Below are 17,680 nucleotides of genomic sequence, written 5' to 3'. Positions count from 1 at the left end.
GTGATGCGATGGCGCACAATTTAGGCAGCGGGCATGACAGCGCCGTTATCGAAACGGCCCGAAACATGAAACCTGCTTCATCCTGGCGACATACCGGTTTCACGTCCCCCGCGAATGCACGCCCATGCATGAATTTCTTTTCACGTTGCGTATGCCGATCCGCTAACGCCCCTCCTCTATGCTTGTCCTCAACTCGTGCACGACGCCGATATCGACACGCCGCGCCGGGGAGATGCCCATTCGATCATCATGAGGACTCCAGACATGAAAACCGCCCACATCGTCGCCGCCGCCATGCTCGCCGCAATCGGCACGCTGTCCGTTCCCGCGTTTGCACTGACCGGCAGCCAGCCGATGCGGATGTCGCCGGCCGCCACCAAGGACGGCACGCCCGGCACCCAGGCCGCCGGCCAGTGGGTGCCGCCCTACGGCCAGCCGATCCACGAAAAGACGCGCGCCGAGGTCCACGCCGAGCTCGTGCAAGCCGAACAGGACGGGCAGCTCAAGTACCTGAACTCCACGCTCTATTCGCATTGATGGGGGCGACCGTGCGGCCGGGCGCGCTGCCATCGGCAGTGCGCCCGTCATGTTCGTTGCGCGGCCGAAACCGCGCGTTCATGCGTCCGGCAGCGTCACCTGGTAGCCATAGCGGCTCACCGTATCGATCCGCACGTCGGGCAGATGCCGCGCGAGCTTGCGGCGTAGCCGCGACACCACGAGATTGACGCTCGACGGATCGACATCCTCCTTGTCCTGCCAGACATACCGAATCAATTGGTCGCGCGGCACCGGCGCGTTCGGATGGCGCATCAGGCATTCGAGCAACAGGAATTCGCGGCGCGTCACGGCGAGGCGCAGCTTGCCGTCCGCGAGTTCGCGCGCCAGTGTCTCGAACGCGGACACCCCCGCGATCGAACGGCCCGCATCGCGCGGCCCGGCCAACCGCTGCAACGCCTGCAGGCGTTCGTGCAGCTCGATGAACGAATACGGTGCGCAGAAACACGCATCGGCGCCCGCGCGCAGCATATGGATGCGTTCGCGCGCCGACGCGTCGCCGATCAGCACCACGAGCGCGGCGCCGCCGCCGTCGGCCACGAAACGCGGCAACATCGCGATCAGCGCGGCATCGCTGCCGGGCTCGAAGGCTGTCGCGACGATCGCGTCGAAAGCCTCCTGCGACGCAAGGAACAAGCCGTCGCGCAGATCGTCGGCGCGCGGCACGCTGTGCCCGCTTTCCTGCAGCGCCTTGTGCAGCCACGACGCTTCCGGATGCGGCGAAGTCACGAGCAGGATGCGCATCGTCAACCGGCCTCGCGGCTGACATACGCCGACACACGCCGCGTCGTCCGGACGGCCATCATCCCAGCGACCTCGGCCAGCATTCGATCGTCACGCGCGTGCCGGGCTCGGCATGGCCGATCCGCAGCGTGAAATCGTGCACGTTGACGACCGTCGACACGATGCTCAGGCCGAGCCCGGCGCCAGCGAGATGCCCGGTACGGCGGCTGCGGTACCGATACCGCAGCACCGCCTCGCGCTCGTCGGCTGCGATGCCCGGGCCGTTGTCGATCACGTCGATGCGCGGCCCGGACGGCGTGTCATGCAGTTCCAGGCGCACCGTATCGCCCGACGTCGTGTACTTGAGCGCATTGTCGAGCAGGTTGCTCAGCGCCTCGAACAAGAGTGCGCGATCGCCGTGAATCCGCGCCACCGGCTCGACGGACTGCACGAAGCGGATCGCACGGCTGTCCGCGAGCGGTTCGAACAACTGCCCGACGTCGATGACCAGATCCTCCAGCGACAGTTCCGCAAATCCGCCGCGCCGCTGCAAGGAACCGATTTCGGCGATACGCAGCATCGCCCGGAAACGATCGAGCAATACGTCGGTCTCGTGGCGTGCCCGCGAGACGAGACGCTCCAGCACGGCATCGTCGAGGCGCTCCGCCCGCTGTGCCGCCTGCGCGAGCAGCGTGTGCACATGGGCGAGCGGTGTCCGCAAGTCATGCGCGATGCCGTCGCAGACACCCTTTACCTCGTTCATCAGCCGCTCGATCTCCTCGAGCATATGGTTGACGAGATGGGACAGCAGATCGATCTCGTCGTGTCCGCCGACCGGCAGCCGCTGGCCGAGGTCGCCCTGCGCAATACACTGCGTGATGCGCCGGACTTCCTTCAGACGCCGCATTTGCCGCACGCTGAGCATCAGGCCGCCCACGACGCCCGTGCCAAGACAGAGCAGCCCGCCGCCCACCAGCGCCTGGATGATCGCCGCGCGGATGCGCAGGATGTGCGTGAGGTCGCGCCCCAGCACCAGCACGTCGCCGTTCGCACGCCGCTCCGCCATCGTGCGGACGACCGGCGGCACCTGGTCTCCCGCGATCGGCATCGTGTGGTCGAGCGTCACGCCGCTGCGGTTCGGCCACAGGCCGGCCGGCAACGCCAGCACATCGCCGGCGATATGCCTGCCGTCCGCGCTAAAGAGCCCGTAGTAGTTGGTATGCATCCGCTCGTGCTCGATCCGGTGCAGGATCGCGGCGGCAAGCTGGTCGTCCTGGATCGAATCAAAGTAGATCATCTGCCAATCGATCACCGTGTCGGTTTCCCGCTCCATGTCGTGTGTGATCACCGATGCGATGAAGCCGAGCAGCAGCATGACCGACACGGAGAACGTCACGGTATAGACCGACACCAGCCGGAACGTACTCGAGTACCAGCGTCGCGCGGGTGCCGGCTGGACGTGATGCGCGGCGGACGCCACGGTAGCCGGCTCAGCCAAGGCGATACCCTGCGCCGCGTACGGTCTGGATCATCTGCTTCGCATCGGATGGATCGATCTTCCTGCGCAGCCGGCCCATGTGCACTTCGATCAGGTTGGTGCCGGGATCGAAGTGATAGCCCCATACGGCCTCGAACAACATCGTCCGCGTAATGGTTTGCCCGGCATTGCGCATCATGTATTCGAGCACGCGATACTCGGTCGGCAACAACACGATTTCCTCGCCGTCGCGAAACGCCTTGCGCGAGATCAGGTCGAGCCTGAGCGGGCCGACGACCAGCGTCGTGTCGAACGTGGCCGGCGCGGCCTGGCTCCGGCGCAGCAACACCTCCAGGCGCGCGGCCATTTCCTCGGGATCGAACGGCTTGGTCAGGTAGTCGTCGCCCCCCGCACGCAGCCCGCGGACCCGTTCGTCGACATCACCGAGCGCGCTCAGCATCAGCACGGGGGTGCGCACGCCGACGCTGCGCATCGTGGTCAGGATCGTGAGGCCGTCGACCACCGGCAGCATCCGGTCGAGCGTGATCACGTCGAACTCGTTGCCGAGCGCGCGGGCCATGCCATCACGCCCGTTCGCCACCCATTCGACCGTAAAGCCGCGCCCCTCCAGCTCCGTGACTATTTCGTTCGCGGTGATTTCGTCGTCTTCGATCGTGAGGACGTGCGCGACGGCCGTGCCGTCCACGGCCGGCTTGTCAGGCGGGGCCGGCTCGTTGACCGGGGAAGCGGATGATGCCATGTACGATTCTCGTCTTCGTCGAAGGGACGTATGCGCTTCGATGCCCGACGGCCGAACGCGCTCGTGCAGAGCTTATGCGTGCACGCGTAAAAGATGCGCGTCGGCTTCGTGAAGAAAGTTTCATATCCGGCAACATAACGTCAAGGTCGGCTTCGATCCTGACTTATTTGCCATTGCAACGGAGGCTGAAAACGACCCGGCATGCTTGCCTTTGCGACACGATTTCGTACCACGGCTCGCGACGCACGCGAGCCGCCGCGACCGGCTGAGAACGGTGCGCGCCGCCGCGCGATCAGCGTGGGTGCGATGGTGTGCCGGCCGCGTCCGCACGATGCGACGCGAGATCACGTGCGGCATCGATGGCGCGATCCCGCTGTTCGGCTTTCGCGTTCGCGAGCGTCACATCGGCGATCGCGAGCCCGGTTCCCTGCACCTTCGCGAACGCCGGCAGCGACGCCCCCATCAACGCGACCAGCCCAGCCATGATGATCTTTGATTTCATTGCCTTACCCCAGTGTCCACCGCGCGGCGCGCGGCATCGATCGATCCATCGCTCGACGATACGCCGCCGCGCCTAACCATCCGGAAGCACGCGCATGAACGATTCTTTAACCTTCAATGCATGCGGCGACCGGTGCATGGCCCGAGCCGAGCTTGCCTAAAACATGTTTCATCATCGCGCTGTCGTTTAGCTAGTCCGCCGCGCCTAATCTTCGTCTCGCGGCCGACGCAGGCATCCTGCCGTACGGCCTCGACCCAACGCTATCCAGGAGCCGAAGATGAATCATCCCGTCCGTTATCTCGTGTGCGCCGCCATGCTCGCATTGAGCGTCTCCGCGCATGCCGGGACGAAGCTCACGTCCGCGCAATGTCATGACTATCCGTTCGTGCATGCGAAAGGCCCGGTCTCTCACCGGCAGCTCGTCAACGAACTGAACGAGCTGGAGTCCGTCGGCTACAACCCGTCGTCCGGGGACGAGAGCAGCTATCCCGACGATATCGATTCGGCACAGGCGCGCCTGATGCAGAAGTACCAGCACGATTGTGCCGGGGCGGCCAATACCGTCGCGTCGAGCGGCAACTGAATCGCCTGCTGCACCCGTTCTCCGAGTTTGCGCGCGAACCCTCGTGGCCGCGCGCGTTTTTTTTGGGTAGCCCCACATTCCGTTCCGATATGTCGACGCTTCACGCGAATAAATCTTCATGTCAATCGTCGAGAGATATAAAACAACACATCGCAAGGCGTTCGATCGCCATGCGGCTCCAAGGCACCGCATTTTTCCGTGGGGCATCCATCGGCGCATGACACTTTCGAATACTGAAAAATAGTCTTTCCGTGCACGTTGCGGCGACCGCTTTTCCTCTGCCTACACTGCCTCGTCCGCCGAGATCGCATTCCGGGACGACATCGAAGTCAGCGCCATCCAGCGCCGACTGCCCCACCACACCGTCAGAGGAACTCAATGAAACGTCGATCGAAGAAATTGCCCTGGTTCGTATTCGCGCCGGCACTCTTGCTCGCAGGCACGGCGCACGCCCAGCAGAGCATCACGCTATACGGGCTGATAGACGAAGGCCTCAACTTCACGAGCAATGCAGGCGGTCACCGCGCCTGGCAGATGTCGAGCGGAGACACATTCGGCAGCCGCTGGGGCTTGAAAGGCAGTGAAGACCTGGGCGGCGGCGACAAGGCCATCTTCCAGCTCGAAAACGGCTTCAACGTGAACAGCGGCAAGCTCGGTCAGGATTCGAGCATGTTCGGCCGTCAAGCGTTCGTGGGCCTGTCGTCTTCACGGTATGGCACGCTCACGCTCGGACGCCAGTACGATACCAGCGTCGACGCGCTCGGCTTCGGCGGCATCACGGCGGCCGGCAACTGGGCGGGCGACATCGCGACCCACCCGTTCGACAACGACAATACGGACTGGGATTTCCGCGTCAACAATGCCGTCAAGTACGTGACCCCGACATACCGCGGACTCACCGCGGAAGCGATGTACGGCTTCAGCAACCAGCCCGGCGGATTCTCGAACAATCGCGTCTGGGGCGCCACGCTGAACTACCAGAGCGGCAACCTGACTGCGGCGGCGTCCTACCTGAAGCTCAACAATCCCGGGCTCGCGGCGGGTGGCGCGGTCAACAGTGGCGATCTCTTCAACGGCTCGTCGCAGCAGGACATCGGCGTAGCGGCTTCCTACCAGTTTACCCACGTACTCGTCGGCGCCGCGTGGTCCCATGTCGATGTCTACAACCCCGCCGGCAATGCGTGGATCGACAATACCGCCCTGCAAGACGGCGCGACGTGGAATGCGTGGAAATTCGATAACTTCGAACTCAATGCTCAGTACTACTTCACTCATGCCCTCTGGCTGGGAGCGTCCTACACGTTCACCATGGCGCATCTGTACACGTCCGACACGAAATATGTCCCCAAGTGGCACCAGATCGGCATGATGCTCGACTATGACCTGAGCAAGCGCACTTCGCTGTATCTCCAAGGCGCGTGGCAGCATGTCGTCAGCGCCCGTACCGGGACCAGCTTTGACGAAGCCCAGATCGTGGACGCATCGGCTGGCGCGTCGTCAGGGCCGAACCAGATGGTCTATCGCATGGGCATGGTGCATCGCTTCTAACCCGTCGGAGTCCCGCACCGGAACCCGCTCGGCGCGGCTTCGGTGCGGGCGCCGGCGAGTCGATCGAAACCGATGCGAATCGCGTTCATGAATTCGCCCGATTACACCCGCGCGTACGCACTCAGTCTTCGTATGGAATGCCTTCGATCGGGCACTCCGGCGTACCAGGCGTCGCACGCGTGAGCGCTTCGACACGGCGACGCGTGGCGTCCGGATCCGCAATCCAGTCGCGATAGAACCCGAACGGACAGTCCGCGACGCCGTTCGCGCCGTCGCCGGAATGGATCGTGCCGGTGTACCCGCGATGCAGCAGCTTGTATAGATGATTCTGCGACTGCATGTTGCGCCGCGCGTCGCGAATCATGCCGAGCGACAGCTCCGCATACTGAATGCCCATTTCCTCCTCGCCGCATTCGCCGAGCGTGCGCCCGTCGAATCCGACGATCGCCGAATGGCCGAAGTACGAATACACGCCGTCCCAGCCGGTGGCGTTGGCCACTGCCACGTAGGTGTTGTTCATCCACGCCATCGCCTTCGCGACCATCACCTGCTGCTCTTTCGCCGGATACATATAGCCCTGGCAGCGCACGATCAGCTCGGCGCCATTCATCGCGCAGTCGCGCCAGATCTCCGGATAATTGCCGTCATCGCAGATGATCAGGCTGATCTTGAGGCCCTTCGGCCCGTCCGTCACATAGGTGCGGTCGCCCGGATACCAGCCTTCGATCGGTGTCCACGGCATGATCTTGCGATACTTCTGCACGATCTCGCCGCGATTGTCGATCAACACGAGCGTGTTGTACGGCACCTTGCGCGGATGCTCCTCGTGGCGCTCGCCCGTGATCGAGAACACACCCCACACGTTGGCCTTGCGGCATGCCGCCGCGAAGATATCCGTCTCGTCGCCGGGGATCGTCGACGCCGTATCGAACATCTCCTGGCGGTCGTACATGATGCCGTGGGTCGAATACTCGGGGAACACCACGAGATCCATGCCCGGCAAACCCTGCTTCATGCCGACCACCATGTCGGCGATACGGCGCGCGTTGTCGAGCACCTCCGCCTTCGTGTGCAGACGCGGCATCTTGTAGTTGACCACCGCGACACCCACACAATCTCGGCTGCTGGAAATATCACCCTGTCGCATGACGCTTTCCTCCTCTAACACGTACACGTTGATGCCGCACGCGACGGCCGCTGCTTCCGGGCATCGGCTCGCGCGCGGCACACCTTAGTGGCTGATCATCCACGGCCGTCCCGCCGGCCGCTTGAGGCCGTCCGACGCCGTGCCGGCGAGCTTCGCCGCGCCGCCCGAGCAACAACTGCAACCGGCGCGATGGCGCAGTGGCGGCCCGTCGCCGGACTGACGCGGCGCGTGCGCGGCACGCTCGTTGGTCGCGTGTGCCGCACGGCGTGCCCCTCCCATCAGCGCGAGCGAGGGTGCGCTGACGACACGGTCGCCTTGCGCGCCGCAGTCGGGACAGCAGCACGGTTGTTCGCGATCCGCGATGCGGCGCATGACGGAGAACGGCCCGCAGCTTGCGCATTCGAAGTCGTAGATTGGCATGACAGCCTCCTGTTCCGGCGTGATTTCAGTGTGTCGCTCACGCCTTCGCGAGATCCGGCGAACACGGCAGATCCACCCCGCCCTGGATGTACTGGATCGGGCCGTCGGCATTCGGGCGAATGTCGAAGTCGAAGATCTGCGTGGGCAGCCACAAGGTCGCGCATGCGTTCGGAATGTCCACCACGCCGCTGATATGCCCCTGCACCGGCGCGCAGCCAAGCAGCGAATACGCCTGCGCGCCCGAATAACCGAATTTCTTCAGATACTCGATGGCGTTCAGACACGCCTGGCGATACGCGGTGGTGACGTCGAGATAATGCTGGCCGCCCTGCTCGTCGACGGAAATGCCCTCGAAAATCAGGTAGTCGTTATAGGTCGGCGTGATCGGGCTGGGCTGAAAGACGGGGTTGCGGATACCGTATTTCGCCATGCCGCCCTTGATGAGATTCACGCGCATATGCACCCAGCCGGCCATTTCGATCGCGCCGCAGAACGTGATCTCGCCGTCGCCCTGGCTGAAGTGCAGGTCGCCGACCGACAGGCCGGCGCCATCCACGTACACAGGGAAAAATACCTTCGAGCCGCGCGACAGATCCTTGATGTCGCAATTGCCGCCATGCTCGCGCGGCGGCACCGTGCGCGCACCCTGCGCGGCGGCCTGGTCGCGCGCGTCGCCCGCGAGCTTGCCCATGTGCGCGGTGGCCGCGAACGGTGGATTCGCGAGCGGCGGCACGCGCTCCGGCGCGGTGGCGATCAGGCCGGTTTCGCGCGCGTTCCAGGTTTCCAGCAGAGTCGGATCGGGCAGGCAGCCGATCAGGCCGGGGTGAATCAGGCCCGCGAAATTCACGCCCGGAATATGGCGCGAGCTCGTGTAGACACCGTGAAAATCCCAGATCGATTTCTGCGCGCTGGGAAAATGATCGGTGAGAAAGCCGCCGCCGTTCGTCTTCGAAAAGAAGCCGTTGAAGCCCCATTGGCTGTCGGCCTTCGCGCCGATGTCGAGCAGGTCGACCACCAGCAGGTCGCCGGGCTCCGCGCCGTGCACGCCCACCGGGCCGGACAGAAAGTGCACGATCGACAGGTCGATGTCGCGCACGTCGTCGGCGCTGTCGTCGTTCTTGATGAAACCGCCGGTCCAGTCGTAGGTTTCGAGGATGAAATCGTCGCCGGGCTTGACCCAGCAGGCCATCGGAATGTCGGGGTGCCAGCGGTTGTGCACCTGTTCGTTTTCGTAGGCCGACTGGTTCAGGTCGACCTTGATGAGAGTCTCGGGCATGACGTTCGCTCCTGGGTTCGCGGATTGACATACGGCGCGGCGCGCGAGCGCCGCGCCGCGCTCAGACGGACAGGTACTCGCGGATGCGGTCGGTGTCGCCCGCATCGCGCGTGCTTTGGTGCACGAAGCGCCCACCCTCGATCACGAACAGGCGGTCGGCCACGTCGAGCGCGAAGCTCAACACCTGCTCCGACACGACGATGGCGATATTGCGGCTCGTGCGAATCTGGTTGAGCGCCTTGGCGATGTCCTTGATGACGGACGGCTGGATGCCTTCGGTCGGCTCGTCGAGCAGCAGTACTTTCGGGTCGGTCGCGAGCGCACGCGCGATCGCGAGTTGCTGTTGCTGGCCGCCCGACAGATTGCCGCCCTTGCGTTTTCTCATGTCGAACAGCACGGGGAACAACGCGTAGAGCTCGTCGGGCACGCGCTGGCTCTGCGCGTTTTCGAGGCCCGTCTGGATGTTTTCCTCGACGGTCAGCGACGCGAAAATCTGCCGTCCTTGCGGCACGTAGCCGATGCCCTTCGACACGCGGCGGTAGCTCTCGTCCTTCGAGACGTCGGCGCCGGCCACGCGCACCGTGCCGCGATTGGCCGGCAGCATGCCGATCAGCGCCTTGAACAGCGTCGTCTTGCCCATGCCGTTGCGGCCCATCACGGCCACGCTTTCGCCTTGCGCGACGGCAAAGTCGATGCCGTGCAGCACTTCGCTCTGGCCGTAGCTGACGACGAGATCGTCGACTTCCAGCATGATGTGTTCTCCGTGTTGTCGTCCGGTGGCGGACTCAATGGCCCAGGTAGACGTCGATCACGCGCGGGTCGGCCTGCACCTGCGCCATCGGGCCTTCCGCGAGAATCTTCCCCTGATGCATGACCGTGACCTTGTGCGCGATACGCTCCACGAAAGCCATGTCGTGTTCGATCACGATCATCGAGCGATTGCGGCAGATGCGGTCGAGCAGCTCGGCCGTCAGTTCGCGCTCGCGCACGCTCATGCCTGCGATCGGCTCGTCGAGCATCAGCAGTTCGGGGTCCTGCATGAGCAGCATGCCGATTTCGAGCCACTGTTTCTGGCCGTGCGAAAGCAGCCCCGCTTCCATATCGAGCGTGGCGGCGAGGCCGATTTCATCGGCCACGTCGCGCACGCGATCGGCCACCTCGGCATCCTCGCGATAGGCGAGCGCGCCAAACACGCTGCGGCCGCGCGGAAACGACACTTCGAGGTTCTGCGCCACGCTCAGGTTTTCGTAAATCGACGGCGTCTGGAACTTGCGGCCAATCCCTTGACGCACGCGGCGGAATTCCGCGAGACGCGTGATTTCCTCGTTGCGGAACTTGATGCTGCCCGCCGTTTCCTTCGTCTTGCCGCAGATGAGGTCGAGCAGCGTGGTCTTGCCCGCGCCGTTCGGGCCGATCACCACCCGCAGCTCGCCGCGTTCGAGATAGAGATTGAGCGAATCGATCGCCTTGAAGCCGTCGAACGACACGGTCAGGTCTTCGATCGCGAGCAGAAAGTCGGTATTGCTCATGCTTCACGCCCCCTTGTTCGCCACGCCGAGCAGCCGCCGCACGCGCGGGCGCACATGCTCGTCGTAGAGGCCCGCCAGCCCGTTCGGAAACACCATCACCACGCCGATGAACATCGCCGCCATCAGATAGAGCCAAAGGTTCGGAAAGCTCTCCGAGAACCAGCTCTTGCCGAGATTGACGAGGATCGCGCCGTACACCGCGCCGACCAGCGACATGCGCCCGCCGATGGCCGCGTAGATCACCATTTCGATCGACGGCACGATGCCGACGAACGACGGCGACATGAAGCCCACCTGGAGCGTGAACATCGCGCCGCCGATGGCCGCGAGCATCGCCGCGAGACAGAACGCGAACACCTTGAACATCGCGACGTCGTAGCCCGAGAAGCGCACGCGGTCTTCCTTGTCGCGCATCGCGAGCAGCAGCGTGCCGAGCTTGCTGCGCTGAACCCAGCGGCCGACGAGCAGCGCACCGATCAGCAGCGCGGCGTTCACGAAATACAGCACGAGCTTCGCGTGATCGGTGCGGATGTCCCAGCCGAGCAGCGTGCGCAGATCGGTGATGCCGTTCACGCCGCCCGTATAGCCTTGCTGGCCGATGATCAGCACCGAGAGGATCAGCGCGACCGCCTGCGTGATGATCGCGAAGTACACGCCGCCCACGCGCCGCTTGAACATCGCGTAGCCGATCACGAAGGCGAGCGCGGTGGGCACGACGAGCACCGCGAGGATCGAGAACGGCAACGAGTGAAACGGCTTCCACCAGGCGGGCAGCGCGGTGAGCTGGTTCCAGTCCATGAAGTCGGGAATGCCCGGCGTGGTTTGCGTGTGCGTGGCGGCCGTATCGGACGCCTCGAGCTTGAGAAACATCGCCATCGCGTAACCGCCGAGGCCGAAGAACACGCCCTGGCCGAGACTGAGCACCCCGCCATAGCCCCACGCGATCACGAGGCCGATCGCCACGAACGCGTAGGTCAGGTACTTGCCCATCAGGTTCAGGCGGAACGTGTCGAGCGCGAGCGGAAACACGACCACGATCAGCAGCGCGAGCAGCACGATGCCCGCGTAGCCCGACGCGTCGAGCCGCGCGACGCGAGCGCGCCAGCCGGCCGGCGGCGCGCCCGGGCGGGATCGCGGGGATACGGCGCCCGCCGCGGGTTGGATGGGTTCCATGTCCATCTCTCCAGTCGAATGAAGCTGTGAATGACGCGCGTGCATCGACGCGCGCTTAAACGCGCCGCACCTTCGACGCGAACAGGCCCTGCGGGCGCAGCATGAGAATCACCACGACGGTGAGCAGCGTGAGCACGCGCGCTATCGATCCCGACAGGAAGAACTCGCTGATCGACTGCATCTGCGCGATGCCGAACGCCGACGCCACGGTACCGAGCAGGCTCGCCGCGCCGCCGAACGTCACGACGAGAAACGAATCGACGATATAGAGCGAGCCGCTCGTCGGCCCCGTCGAGCCGATCGCCGTGAACGCCGCGCCCGCCACGCCCGCGATGCCGCAGCCGATCGCGAACGTCATGCGGTCGGTGCGCCGCGTGTTGATGCCCGCCGCGTTCGCCATCGGCCGGTTCGCGACCGTGGCGCGCACGCGCAGGCCCCAGCGCGAGCGATAGAGCGCGAGCAGCAGGCCGCCCGTCATCAACAGCGCGAGGCCCATCACGAACATGCCGCTCACCGGAATGTCGAGGCCGGGCGTGGGTTCCCACGAACCCATCAGCCAGTCGGGCAGCGCCGGACTCACCTCCTTCGGCCCGAAGGTCGAGCGGAACACTTGCTGCATGCCGAGGCTCAGGCCCCAGGTGGCGAGCAGCGTGTCCAGCGGGCGCTTGTACAGATGGCGGATCAGCGCCCATTCGGCGAGCCAGCCCGCCGCGAAGGCCAGCGCGAACGCCGCGACAATCGCGAAGAAGAAATACACGGGCGTGAGCGCGTGCCAGACGTTCTGCGAAAACCACGAAAACAGGTAGACCGTATAGGCGCCGATCGTCATGAATTCGCCGTGCGCCATGTTGATCACGCCCATCTGGCCGAAGATCACGGCGAGCCCGAGCCCCATCAGGAGCAGGACGCTGAAGAGGCTCAGACCGGCGAAGCCCTGCATCAGCGTGATGTTGAAAATATCGGTAGCGGACATCGAACGCTCCTCGCGCGGCGGCGTCATCGGCCGCCGCGCCGCTGCGGTTGACGGATTACATGTAGCCCTTGGGGAACGGATTCGGCTGGATCGGCTGCTCCGACTGCGCGACGACCTTGAACTGGCCGTCCGCCTGGCCCTGGCCGATCAGCGAGCGGCTCCACAGGTGGTGGTTCGCATCGACCTTCGCGTAGCCTTGCGGCGCGTTCGCCACTTCGATGCCGGCCGAATGCGCGACCACCTTGTCCACGTCGAAGCTGCCCGCGCGCTCGCACGCGGCCTTCCAGATCCACGGGCCGAGATAGGCGGCCTGGGTCACGTCGCCGATCACCGACTTCTGGCCGTAGCGCGCCTTGAACGCCGCGACGAACTTCTTGTTGTTGTCGTTATCGAGCGACTGGAAGTACTTCATCGACGAATAGAAGCCCGCGAAATTGTCGCCGCCGATGCCGAGCACTTCGTCCTCGGTCACCGACAGCGTCAGCAGGAACTGCTTCTGCGGCGTGATGCCCGCGGCCTTGAGCTGCTTGTAGAAAGCCACGTTCGAGCCGCCCACCACGGTCGCGAAGATGCAGTCCGGGCGCGCCAGCTTGATCTTGTTCATCAGCGACGCGAATTCGGTCGTGCCGAGCGGGTAATACTCCTCGCCCACCACCTTCGCGTGCAGATGCTGCTCGATATGGCGGCGCGCGATCTTGTTGGACGTGCGCGGCCAGATGTAGTCGGAGCCGATCAGGAAGAAGGTCTTGGCCTTCTTCGTGTTCGAGGCCCAGTCGAGCGCCCAGACAATCTGCTGGGTCGCTTCCTGGCCCGTGTAGAACACGTTCTTCGACTGTTCGAGGCCCTCGTAGAAGGTCGGGTAATACAGCAGGCCGTTGTCCTTCTCGAACACCGGCAGCACCGCCTTGCGCGAGGCCGAGGTCCAGCAGCCGAACACGGCCGCGACGTGGTCGTTCTCCAGCAGCTTCTTCGACTTTTCGGCGAAGGTCGGCCAGTCGGAGGCGCCGTCTTCCTGAATGATCTGGATCTTGCGGCCCAGCACGCCGCCCATCGCGTTGATCTGTTCGATGGCGAGGCGCTCGGCCTGGATCGAGCCGGTTTCGGAAATCGCCATCGTGCCCGTGGCCGAGTGCAGCTGGCCGACCGTCACCGTGGTGTCCGTGACCGCCAGGCGCGTGGTGTTGACCTTCGCCGTGGGCGGCGTCTGCGCAAACGCGCCGCGCGGCAGGCCCAGCGCCATCAGCGGCGCGGCGGCGAGACCGCCGAGCATTTTCCGGCGCAGCGGCGAGGGCATCCGGGCATCGTCATCGAATCGATCGTCTGCGGACATCACGTTCTCCTTATCGGGTGCCCGGCGCGGATCGCTGCGGGCTGGGTCGAGGTTGGACGCAATGTAGGAAGCCAATTTGAGGATCGGAATACGTCAATCGACGTATTCCCGGTGCGCGGACTGGAATGTAATTTGCATTGCAGGGCGATCCTGAGCGGCGTGGTCCGCCGTTGTGCCGTTCGCGCCCCGCTCGTGCCGCTTTCGCACCATTTCGGATCATCCTCATGTCCCAGAGTCACCCGTCAGTGGGCGCGCCCGGCACGCAACGCATCGTCAAGGTGCGCCGCGACTACAACGCCTGGGTCGGCGACGAAACCCTCGAGGACTATGCGCTGCGCTTCACGCCGCGCTCGTTCCGGCGCTGGTCGGAGCTGCGCGTGGCCAATACGGCGATCGGCGCGGTGTCGTTTCTGGTGCTGGAAGCGATCGGCGGCAGTCTCGTCGTCAACTACGGCTTCACGAATGCGGTCTGGGCCATTGCGGCCGTCTCCGTGCTGATCTGGCTCACCAGTCTGCCCATCAGCTATTACGCGGCGCGCTACGGCGTGGACATGGACCTGCTCACGCGCGGCGCGGGCTTCGGCTATATCGGCTCGACGGTCACATCACTGCTGTATGCGGTGTTCACGTTCATTTTTTTCGCGCTCGAAGCGGCCATCATGTCGCTCGCGCTCCAGCTGTATTTCCATATTTCGCTGGCGATCGCCTACGTCGTGAGTTCGCTCGTGGTGATTCCGATCGTCATGTTCGGGATCACGCTCATCAACCGCCTGCAAAGCTGGACGCAGCCGCTGTGGCTCGTCCTGTTCGTGCTGCCCTACGCAGCCGTGCTGTGGCGCCATTCCGACCTGATCGCGCAATGGACCACCTTCGCGGGCTTCGCGCCGCAAGGCCGCGCTTTCAGCCTGATCGCCTTCGGCCAAGCGTCGACGGTCGTGTTCGCATTGATCGTGCAGGTGGGTGAACAGGTGGACTATCTGCGCTTCCTGCCGCCGCTCACCGCGAAGAACCGCACGCGCTGGTGGTTCGCGTTGCTCTCGACGGGGCCCGGCTGGATCGTGCCCGGCGCGCTCAAGATGCTGGGCGGCGCATTGCTCGCCTTCATCGCGCTGCAGTACGAAGTCGATGCCGTCCACGCCACCCAGCCCACGCAGATGTACCTCGTCGCCTATCATCTGCTGCTCGATCCGTTGGGCCTCGCGAGCTGGGCGCTGCCCGCGATGACGCTGTTCGTGATCGTCTCGCAGTTGAAGATCAACGTGACCAATGCCTATGCGGGCTCGCTCGCGTGGTCCAATTTTTTCGCGCGGCTCACGCACAGCCATCCGGGCCGCGTGGTATGGCTCGTGTTCAACGTCATGATCGCGTTGCTGCTCGTCGAAATGGGCGTGTTCGATGCGATCGCCAAGGTGCTGTCGCTCTACGCGAACATCGCGATCGCGTGGATCGGCGCGTTGTTCGCCGATCTCGTCATCAACAAGCCGCTCGGCTATAGCCCGCGACATATCGAATTCAAGCGCGCGCATCTCTACGACGTGAACCCCGTGGGCGTCGGTGCGATGCTGATCGCGGCCGCCGTCGCGATGCTCGCGCACAGCGGCCTGTTCGGCGTGCTCGCCCAGGCGATGTCGTCGTTCATCGCGTTCGGTGCGGCGTTCGCATGCGCGCCGCTGCTCGCGGTACTCACCCGCGGCCGCTATTACATTGCCCGCGCCGCGCAACCGACCGGCGACGCCACTTCGCTGCGCTGCGCGATTTGCGAAAACACCTTCGAACCCGACGATACGGCGCATTGCCCGGCTTATGGCGGCACGATCTGCTCGCTGTGCTGCTCGCTCGACTCGCGCTGCCACGATCGCTGCAAGCCGCACGCGCGCTTCGCGTCGCAGGCCGACCGCGCGCTGCATCGCGTGCTGCCGGGCGCGCGGCTCGGCCCTGCCGCGCTGCGCCTCATTCACTATGCGAGCCTCGTGCTGGCCATGCTCGCGGTACTGGGCAGCGTGCTCTATCTGATCTGGGCGCAGAGCGCGACGTCGATGCGCGCCGCCGGGCCATCGATCGCCCACGCGCTCTCCGGCAGTTTTCTGAATATCTTTCTCGCGCTCTCGCTGGTGGGCTGCATCGCGGCCTGGTGGTTCGTGCTGGAGCGCGAAAACCGCCGCGTCACGCAAGAAGAGTCGCAGCGGCAAAACGAATTGCTGATGCTCGAAATCGACGCGCATCAGAAAACCGACGCGGCGCTCAAGCGCGCGACCGCCGCCGCGGAATCGGCCAACCAGGCCAAGAGCCGTTACGTGTCCGGCTTGAGCCACGAGTTGCGCACGCCGCTGAACAGCATTCTCGGCTACGCACAGTTACTGCTGCAGGCGAAGGAAGAACTCACGCCCATGCGCTACAACGCCGTGCGCACGATCCATCGCAGCGGCGAGCATCTGCTCGCGCTCGTCGACGGCCTGCTCGACATCGCGCGCATCGAGGCGGGCAAGCTTCAGTTGAACATCGCCAAGGTATCCCTCGCCGATTTCGTCGCGCACCTGACGTCGATGCTGCGTCCGCAGGCGCTCGAAAAAGCGCTCGCCTTCGACGTGCAGACGGTCGGTCGGCTGCCCGCCACCGTGCGCACCGACCAGAAGTGCATGAGCCAGATCCTCACCAACCTGATCGGCAATGCGATCCGCTTCACGTCGAGCGGCACGATCACGCTGCGCGTGAGCCACGTGCTCGATACGCTCAAATTCGAGGTGGTCGATACCGGCCCCGGCATCCCGCCCGCCGAACTGGAGCGCCTGTTCCTCCCGTTCGAACGCGGCGAAGCGGCCCATGCATACGATCACGGCGCCGGTCTCGGGCTCACGATCTGCCGCTTGCTCACGCAAGCGCTCGGCGGCAGCCTGGAAGTGGACAGCGAAGTCGGGCACGGCACGCGCTTCGTGGTGCGCCTGTTCGCCCCGGCCGTCGACGCGGCGGCCGAAACCCACGCCGAACTCGCGTCGATTCGCGGCTATACGGGTGCGCGCCGCACCATTCTCGTGGTGGACGACCTCGACGATCAGCGCGACATCGTCGTGCAATTGCTCACGCCGCTCGGCTTCGACGTCGCTGAAGCGGCCAGCGGCACCGATGCGCTGCGCTGGCTGGCGATGCACACGGCCGACGCGATCATCATGGATATTTCGATGCCGCTGATGGACGGTTACGAAACCAGCCGCCTGATCTCCGAGAATCAGTTGTCGAACGCGCCCATCGTGCTGCTCTCCGCCAACGCGTTCGCCGACGACCGGGATCGGGCGAGCGCGACCGGATGCAAGGGTTATCTGGTGAAACCGCTGCAGGTGAACCTGCTGCTCGACAAGCTCGCACAACTGCTGACGCTCGACTGGATCGCATCGGACTCCGGCGCCAGCGCGCGACCGGCGGCGACACCGCCGCCCACGCCCGCCGCATGGCCACGCGAACTCATCGAACATCTGCATGCGCATCTCGAAGTCGGCTACGTGCAGGGCGTGATCGAAGCACTCGACGCCGCCCGCGAGGCCCGGCCCGGGTTGCGGGATCAAATCGACGCGTTGCGCTCGTTGGCGGAACGTTTTCAGCTAAGGGAACTCGAGCATGAACTTGACCGACTCGCGCGCGGCGCGAACGCGTGACGCACACACCACGATCGCGGCCTCCCCTATCGCCGGC

General features: G+C 64.7%; 16 protein-coding genes. 4 read left to right on the top strand and 12 right to left on the bottom strand.

The features are described from left to right. The first annotated feature begins 264 nt into the window (after positions 1-264). On the top strand, positions 265-537 hold the full coding sequence (locus tag HWX07_RS04170; protein ID WP_175875281.1) for a DUF4148 domain-containing protein: 273 nt from the start codon (positions 265-267) through the stop codon (positions 535-537). A gap of 78 nt (positions 538-615) precedes the next feature. On the opposite strand, the gene HWX07_RS04165 is transcribed toward HWX07_RS04170, so the two are convergent. From HWX07_RS04165 to HWX07_RS04150, 4 genes are all read right to left on the bottom strand, one after another. Next, on the bottom strand, positions 616-1,299 hold the full coding sequence (locus HWX07_RS04165) for a response regulator transcription factor (RefSeq protein ID WP_175875280.1): 684 nt from the start codon (positions 1,297-1,299) through the stop codon (positions 616-618). A 58-nt stretch (positions 1,300-1,357) separates the two neighbouring features. Then, a complete protein-coding gene (locus HWX07_RS04160) occupies positions 1,358-2,689 on the bottom strand; it encodes a HAMP domain-containing sensor histidine kinase (protein ID WP_244129930.1) in 1,332 nt (443 codons plus the stop codon). A 79-nt stretch (positions 2,690-2,768) separates the two neighbouring features. Beyond that, positions 2,769-3,515, bottom strand: a complete 747-nt coding sequence (locus HWX07_RS04155; protein ID WP_244129920.1) for a response regulator transcription factor — start codon at positions 3,513-3,515, stop codon at positions 2,769-2,771. 292 nt (positions 3,516-3,807) lie between these two features. After that, complete coding sequence (locus HWX07_RS04150) at positions 3,808-4,017, bottom strand: hypothetical protein (RefSeq protein WP_175875278.1); 210 nt, start codon at positions 4,015-4,017, stop codon at positions 3,808-3,810. A gap of 277 nt (positions 4,018-4,294) precedes the next feature. Between HWX07_RS04150 and HWX07_RS04145 the strand changes: the two genes are divergently transcribed. Both HWX07_RS04145 and HWX07_RS04140 read left to right on the top strand, forming a co-directional pair. Then, positions 4,295-4,600, top strand: a complete 306-nt coding sequence (locus tag HWX07_RS04145; RefSeq protein WP_077178366.1) for a DUF4148 domain-containing protein — start codon at positions 4,295-4,297, stop codon at positions 4,598-4,600. Between the two features lie 378 nt (positions 4,601-4,978). Further along, positions 4,979-6,148 (top strand): porin, encoded by a 1,170-nt coding sequence (locus HWX07_RS04140; protein ID WP_175875277.1) that lies wholly within the window; start codon positions 4,979-4,981, stop codon positions 6,146-6,148. Between the two features lie 121 nt (positions 6,149-6,269). Here the strand turns inward: HWX07_RS04140 and HWX07_RS04135 are convergent, their stop codons facing one another. From HWX07_RS04135 to urtA, 8 genes are all read right to left on the bottom strand, one after another. Beyond that, the gene (locus tag HWX07_RS04135) at positions 6,270-7,295 is read right to left on the bottom strand and encodes an aliphatic amidase (RefSeq protein WP_175875276.1); all 1,026 of its coding nucleotides are present in this window, start codon (positions 7,293-7,295) and stop codon (positions 6,270-6,272) included. Between the two features lie 84 nt (positions 7,296-7,379). Next, the gene (locus HWX07_RS04130; protein ID WP_069231277.1) at positions 7,380-7,715 is read right to left on the bottom strand and encodes a zinc ribbon domain-containing protein; all 336 of its coding nucleotides are present in this window, start codon (positions 7,713-7,715) and stop codon (positions 7,380-7,382) included. A 37-nt stretch (positions 7,716-7,752) separates the two neighbouring features. Beyond that, on the bottom strand, positions 7,753-8,991 hold the full coding sequence (fmdA, locus tag HWX07_RS04125) for a formamidase (protein ID WP_124460632.1): 1,239 nt from the start codon (positions 8,989-8,991) through the stop codon (positions 7,753-7,755). A 61-nt stretch (positions 8,992-9,052) separates the two neighbouring features. Then, positions 9,053-9,742: an urea ABC transporter ATP-binding subunit UrtE gene (urtE, locus tag HWX07_RS04120; RefSeq protein ID WP_012339826.1), complete on the bottom strand. Its 690-nt coding sequence runs from the start codon at positions 9,740-9,742 to the stop codon at positions 9,053-9,055. Between the two features lie 34 nt (positions 9,743-9,776). Beyond that, positions 9,777-10,520, bottom strand: a complete 744-nt coding sequence (gene urtD, locus HWX07_RS04115; protein ID WP_027806124.1) for an urea ABC transporter ATP-binding protein UrtD — start codon at positions 10,518-10,520, stop codon at positions 9,777-9,779. 3 nt (positions 10,521-10,523) lie between these two features. Next, a complete protein-coding gene (urtC, locus tag HWX07_RS04110) occupies positions 10,524-11,693 on the bottom strand; it encodes an urea ABC transporter permease subunit UrtC (protein ID WP_175875275.1) in 1,170 nt (389 codons plus the stop codon). Between the two features lie 55 nt (positions 11,694-11,748). Then, positions 11,749-12,666, bottom strand: coding sequence for an urea ABC transporter permease subunit UrtB (urtB, locus tag HWX07_RS04105; protein ID WP_011547490.1), 918 nt, complete (start codon positions 12,664-12,666; stop codon positions 11,749-11,751). Between the two features lie 55 nt (positions 12,667-12,721). Then, positions 12,722-13,996, bottom strand: coding sequence for an urea ABC transporter substrate-binding protein (gene urtA / locus HWX07_RS04100; protein WP_011875581.1), 1,275 nt, complete (start codon positions 13,994-13,996; stop codon positions 12,722-12,724). A gap of 224 nt (positions 13,997-14,220) precedes the next feature. On the opposite strand from urtA, the gene HWX07_RS04095 reads away from it, so the two are divergent. Then, entirely contained in the window at positions 14,221-17,643 is a 3,423-nt protein-coding gene (locus tag HWX07_RS04095) for an ATP-binding protein (RefSeq protein WP_175875274.1), read from the top strand. Positions 17,644-17,680 lie beyond the last annotated feature (37 nt).

Source organism: Burkholderia sp. BCC0097 (assembly GCF_902832985.1).
Classification (GTDB): domain Bacteria; phylum Pseudomonadota; class Gammaproteobacteria; order Burkholderiales; family Burkholderiaceae; genus Burkholderia; species Burkholderia orbicola.
Note: the sequence above shows the minus strand (reverse complement) of the source record. Positions and strands in the feature narration are given on the sequence as shown.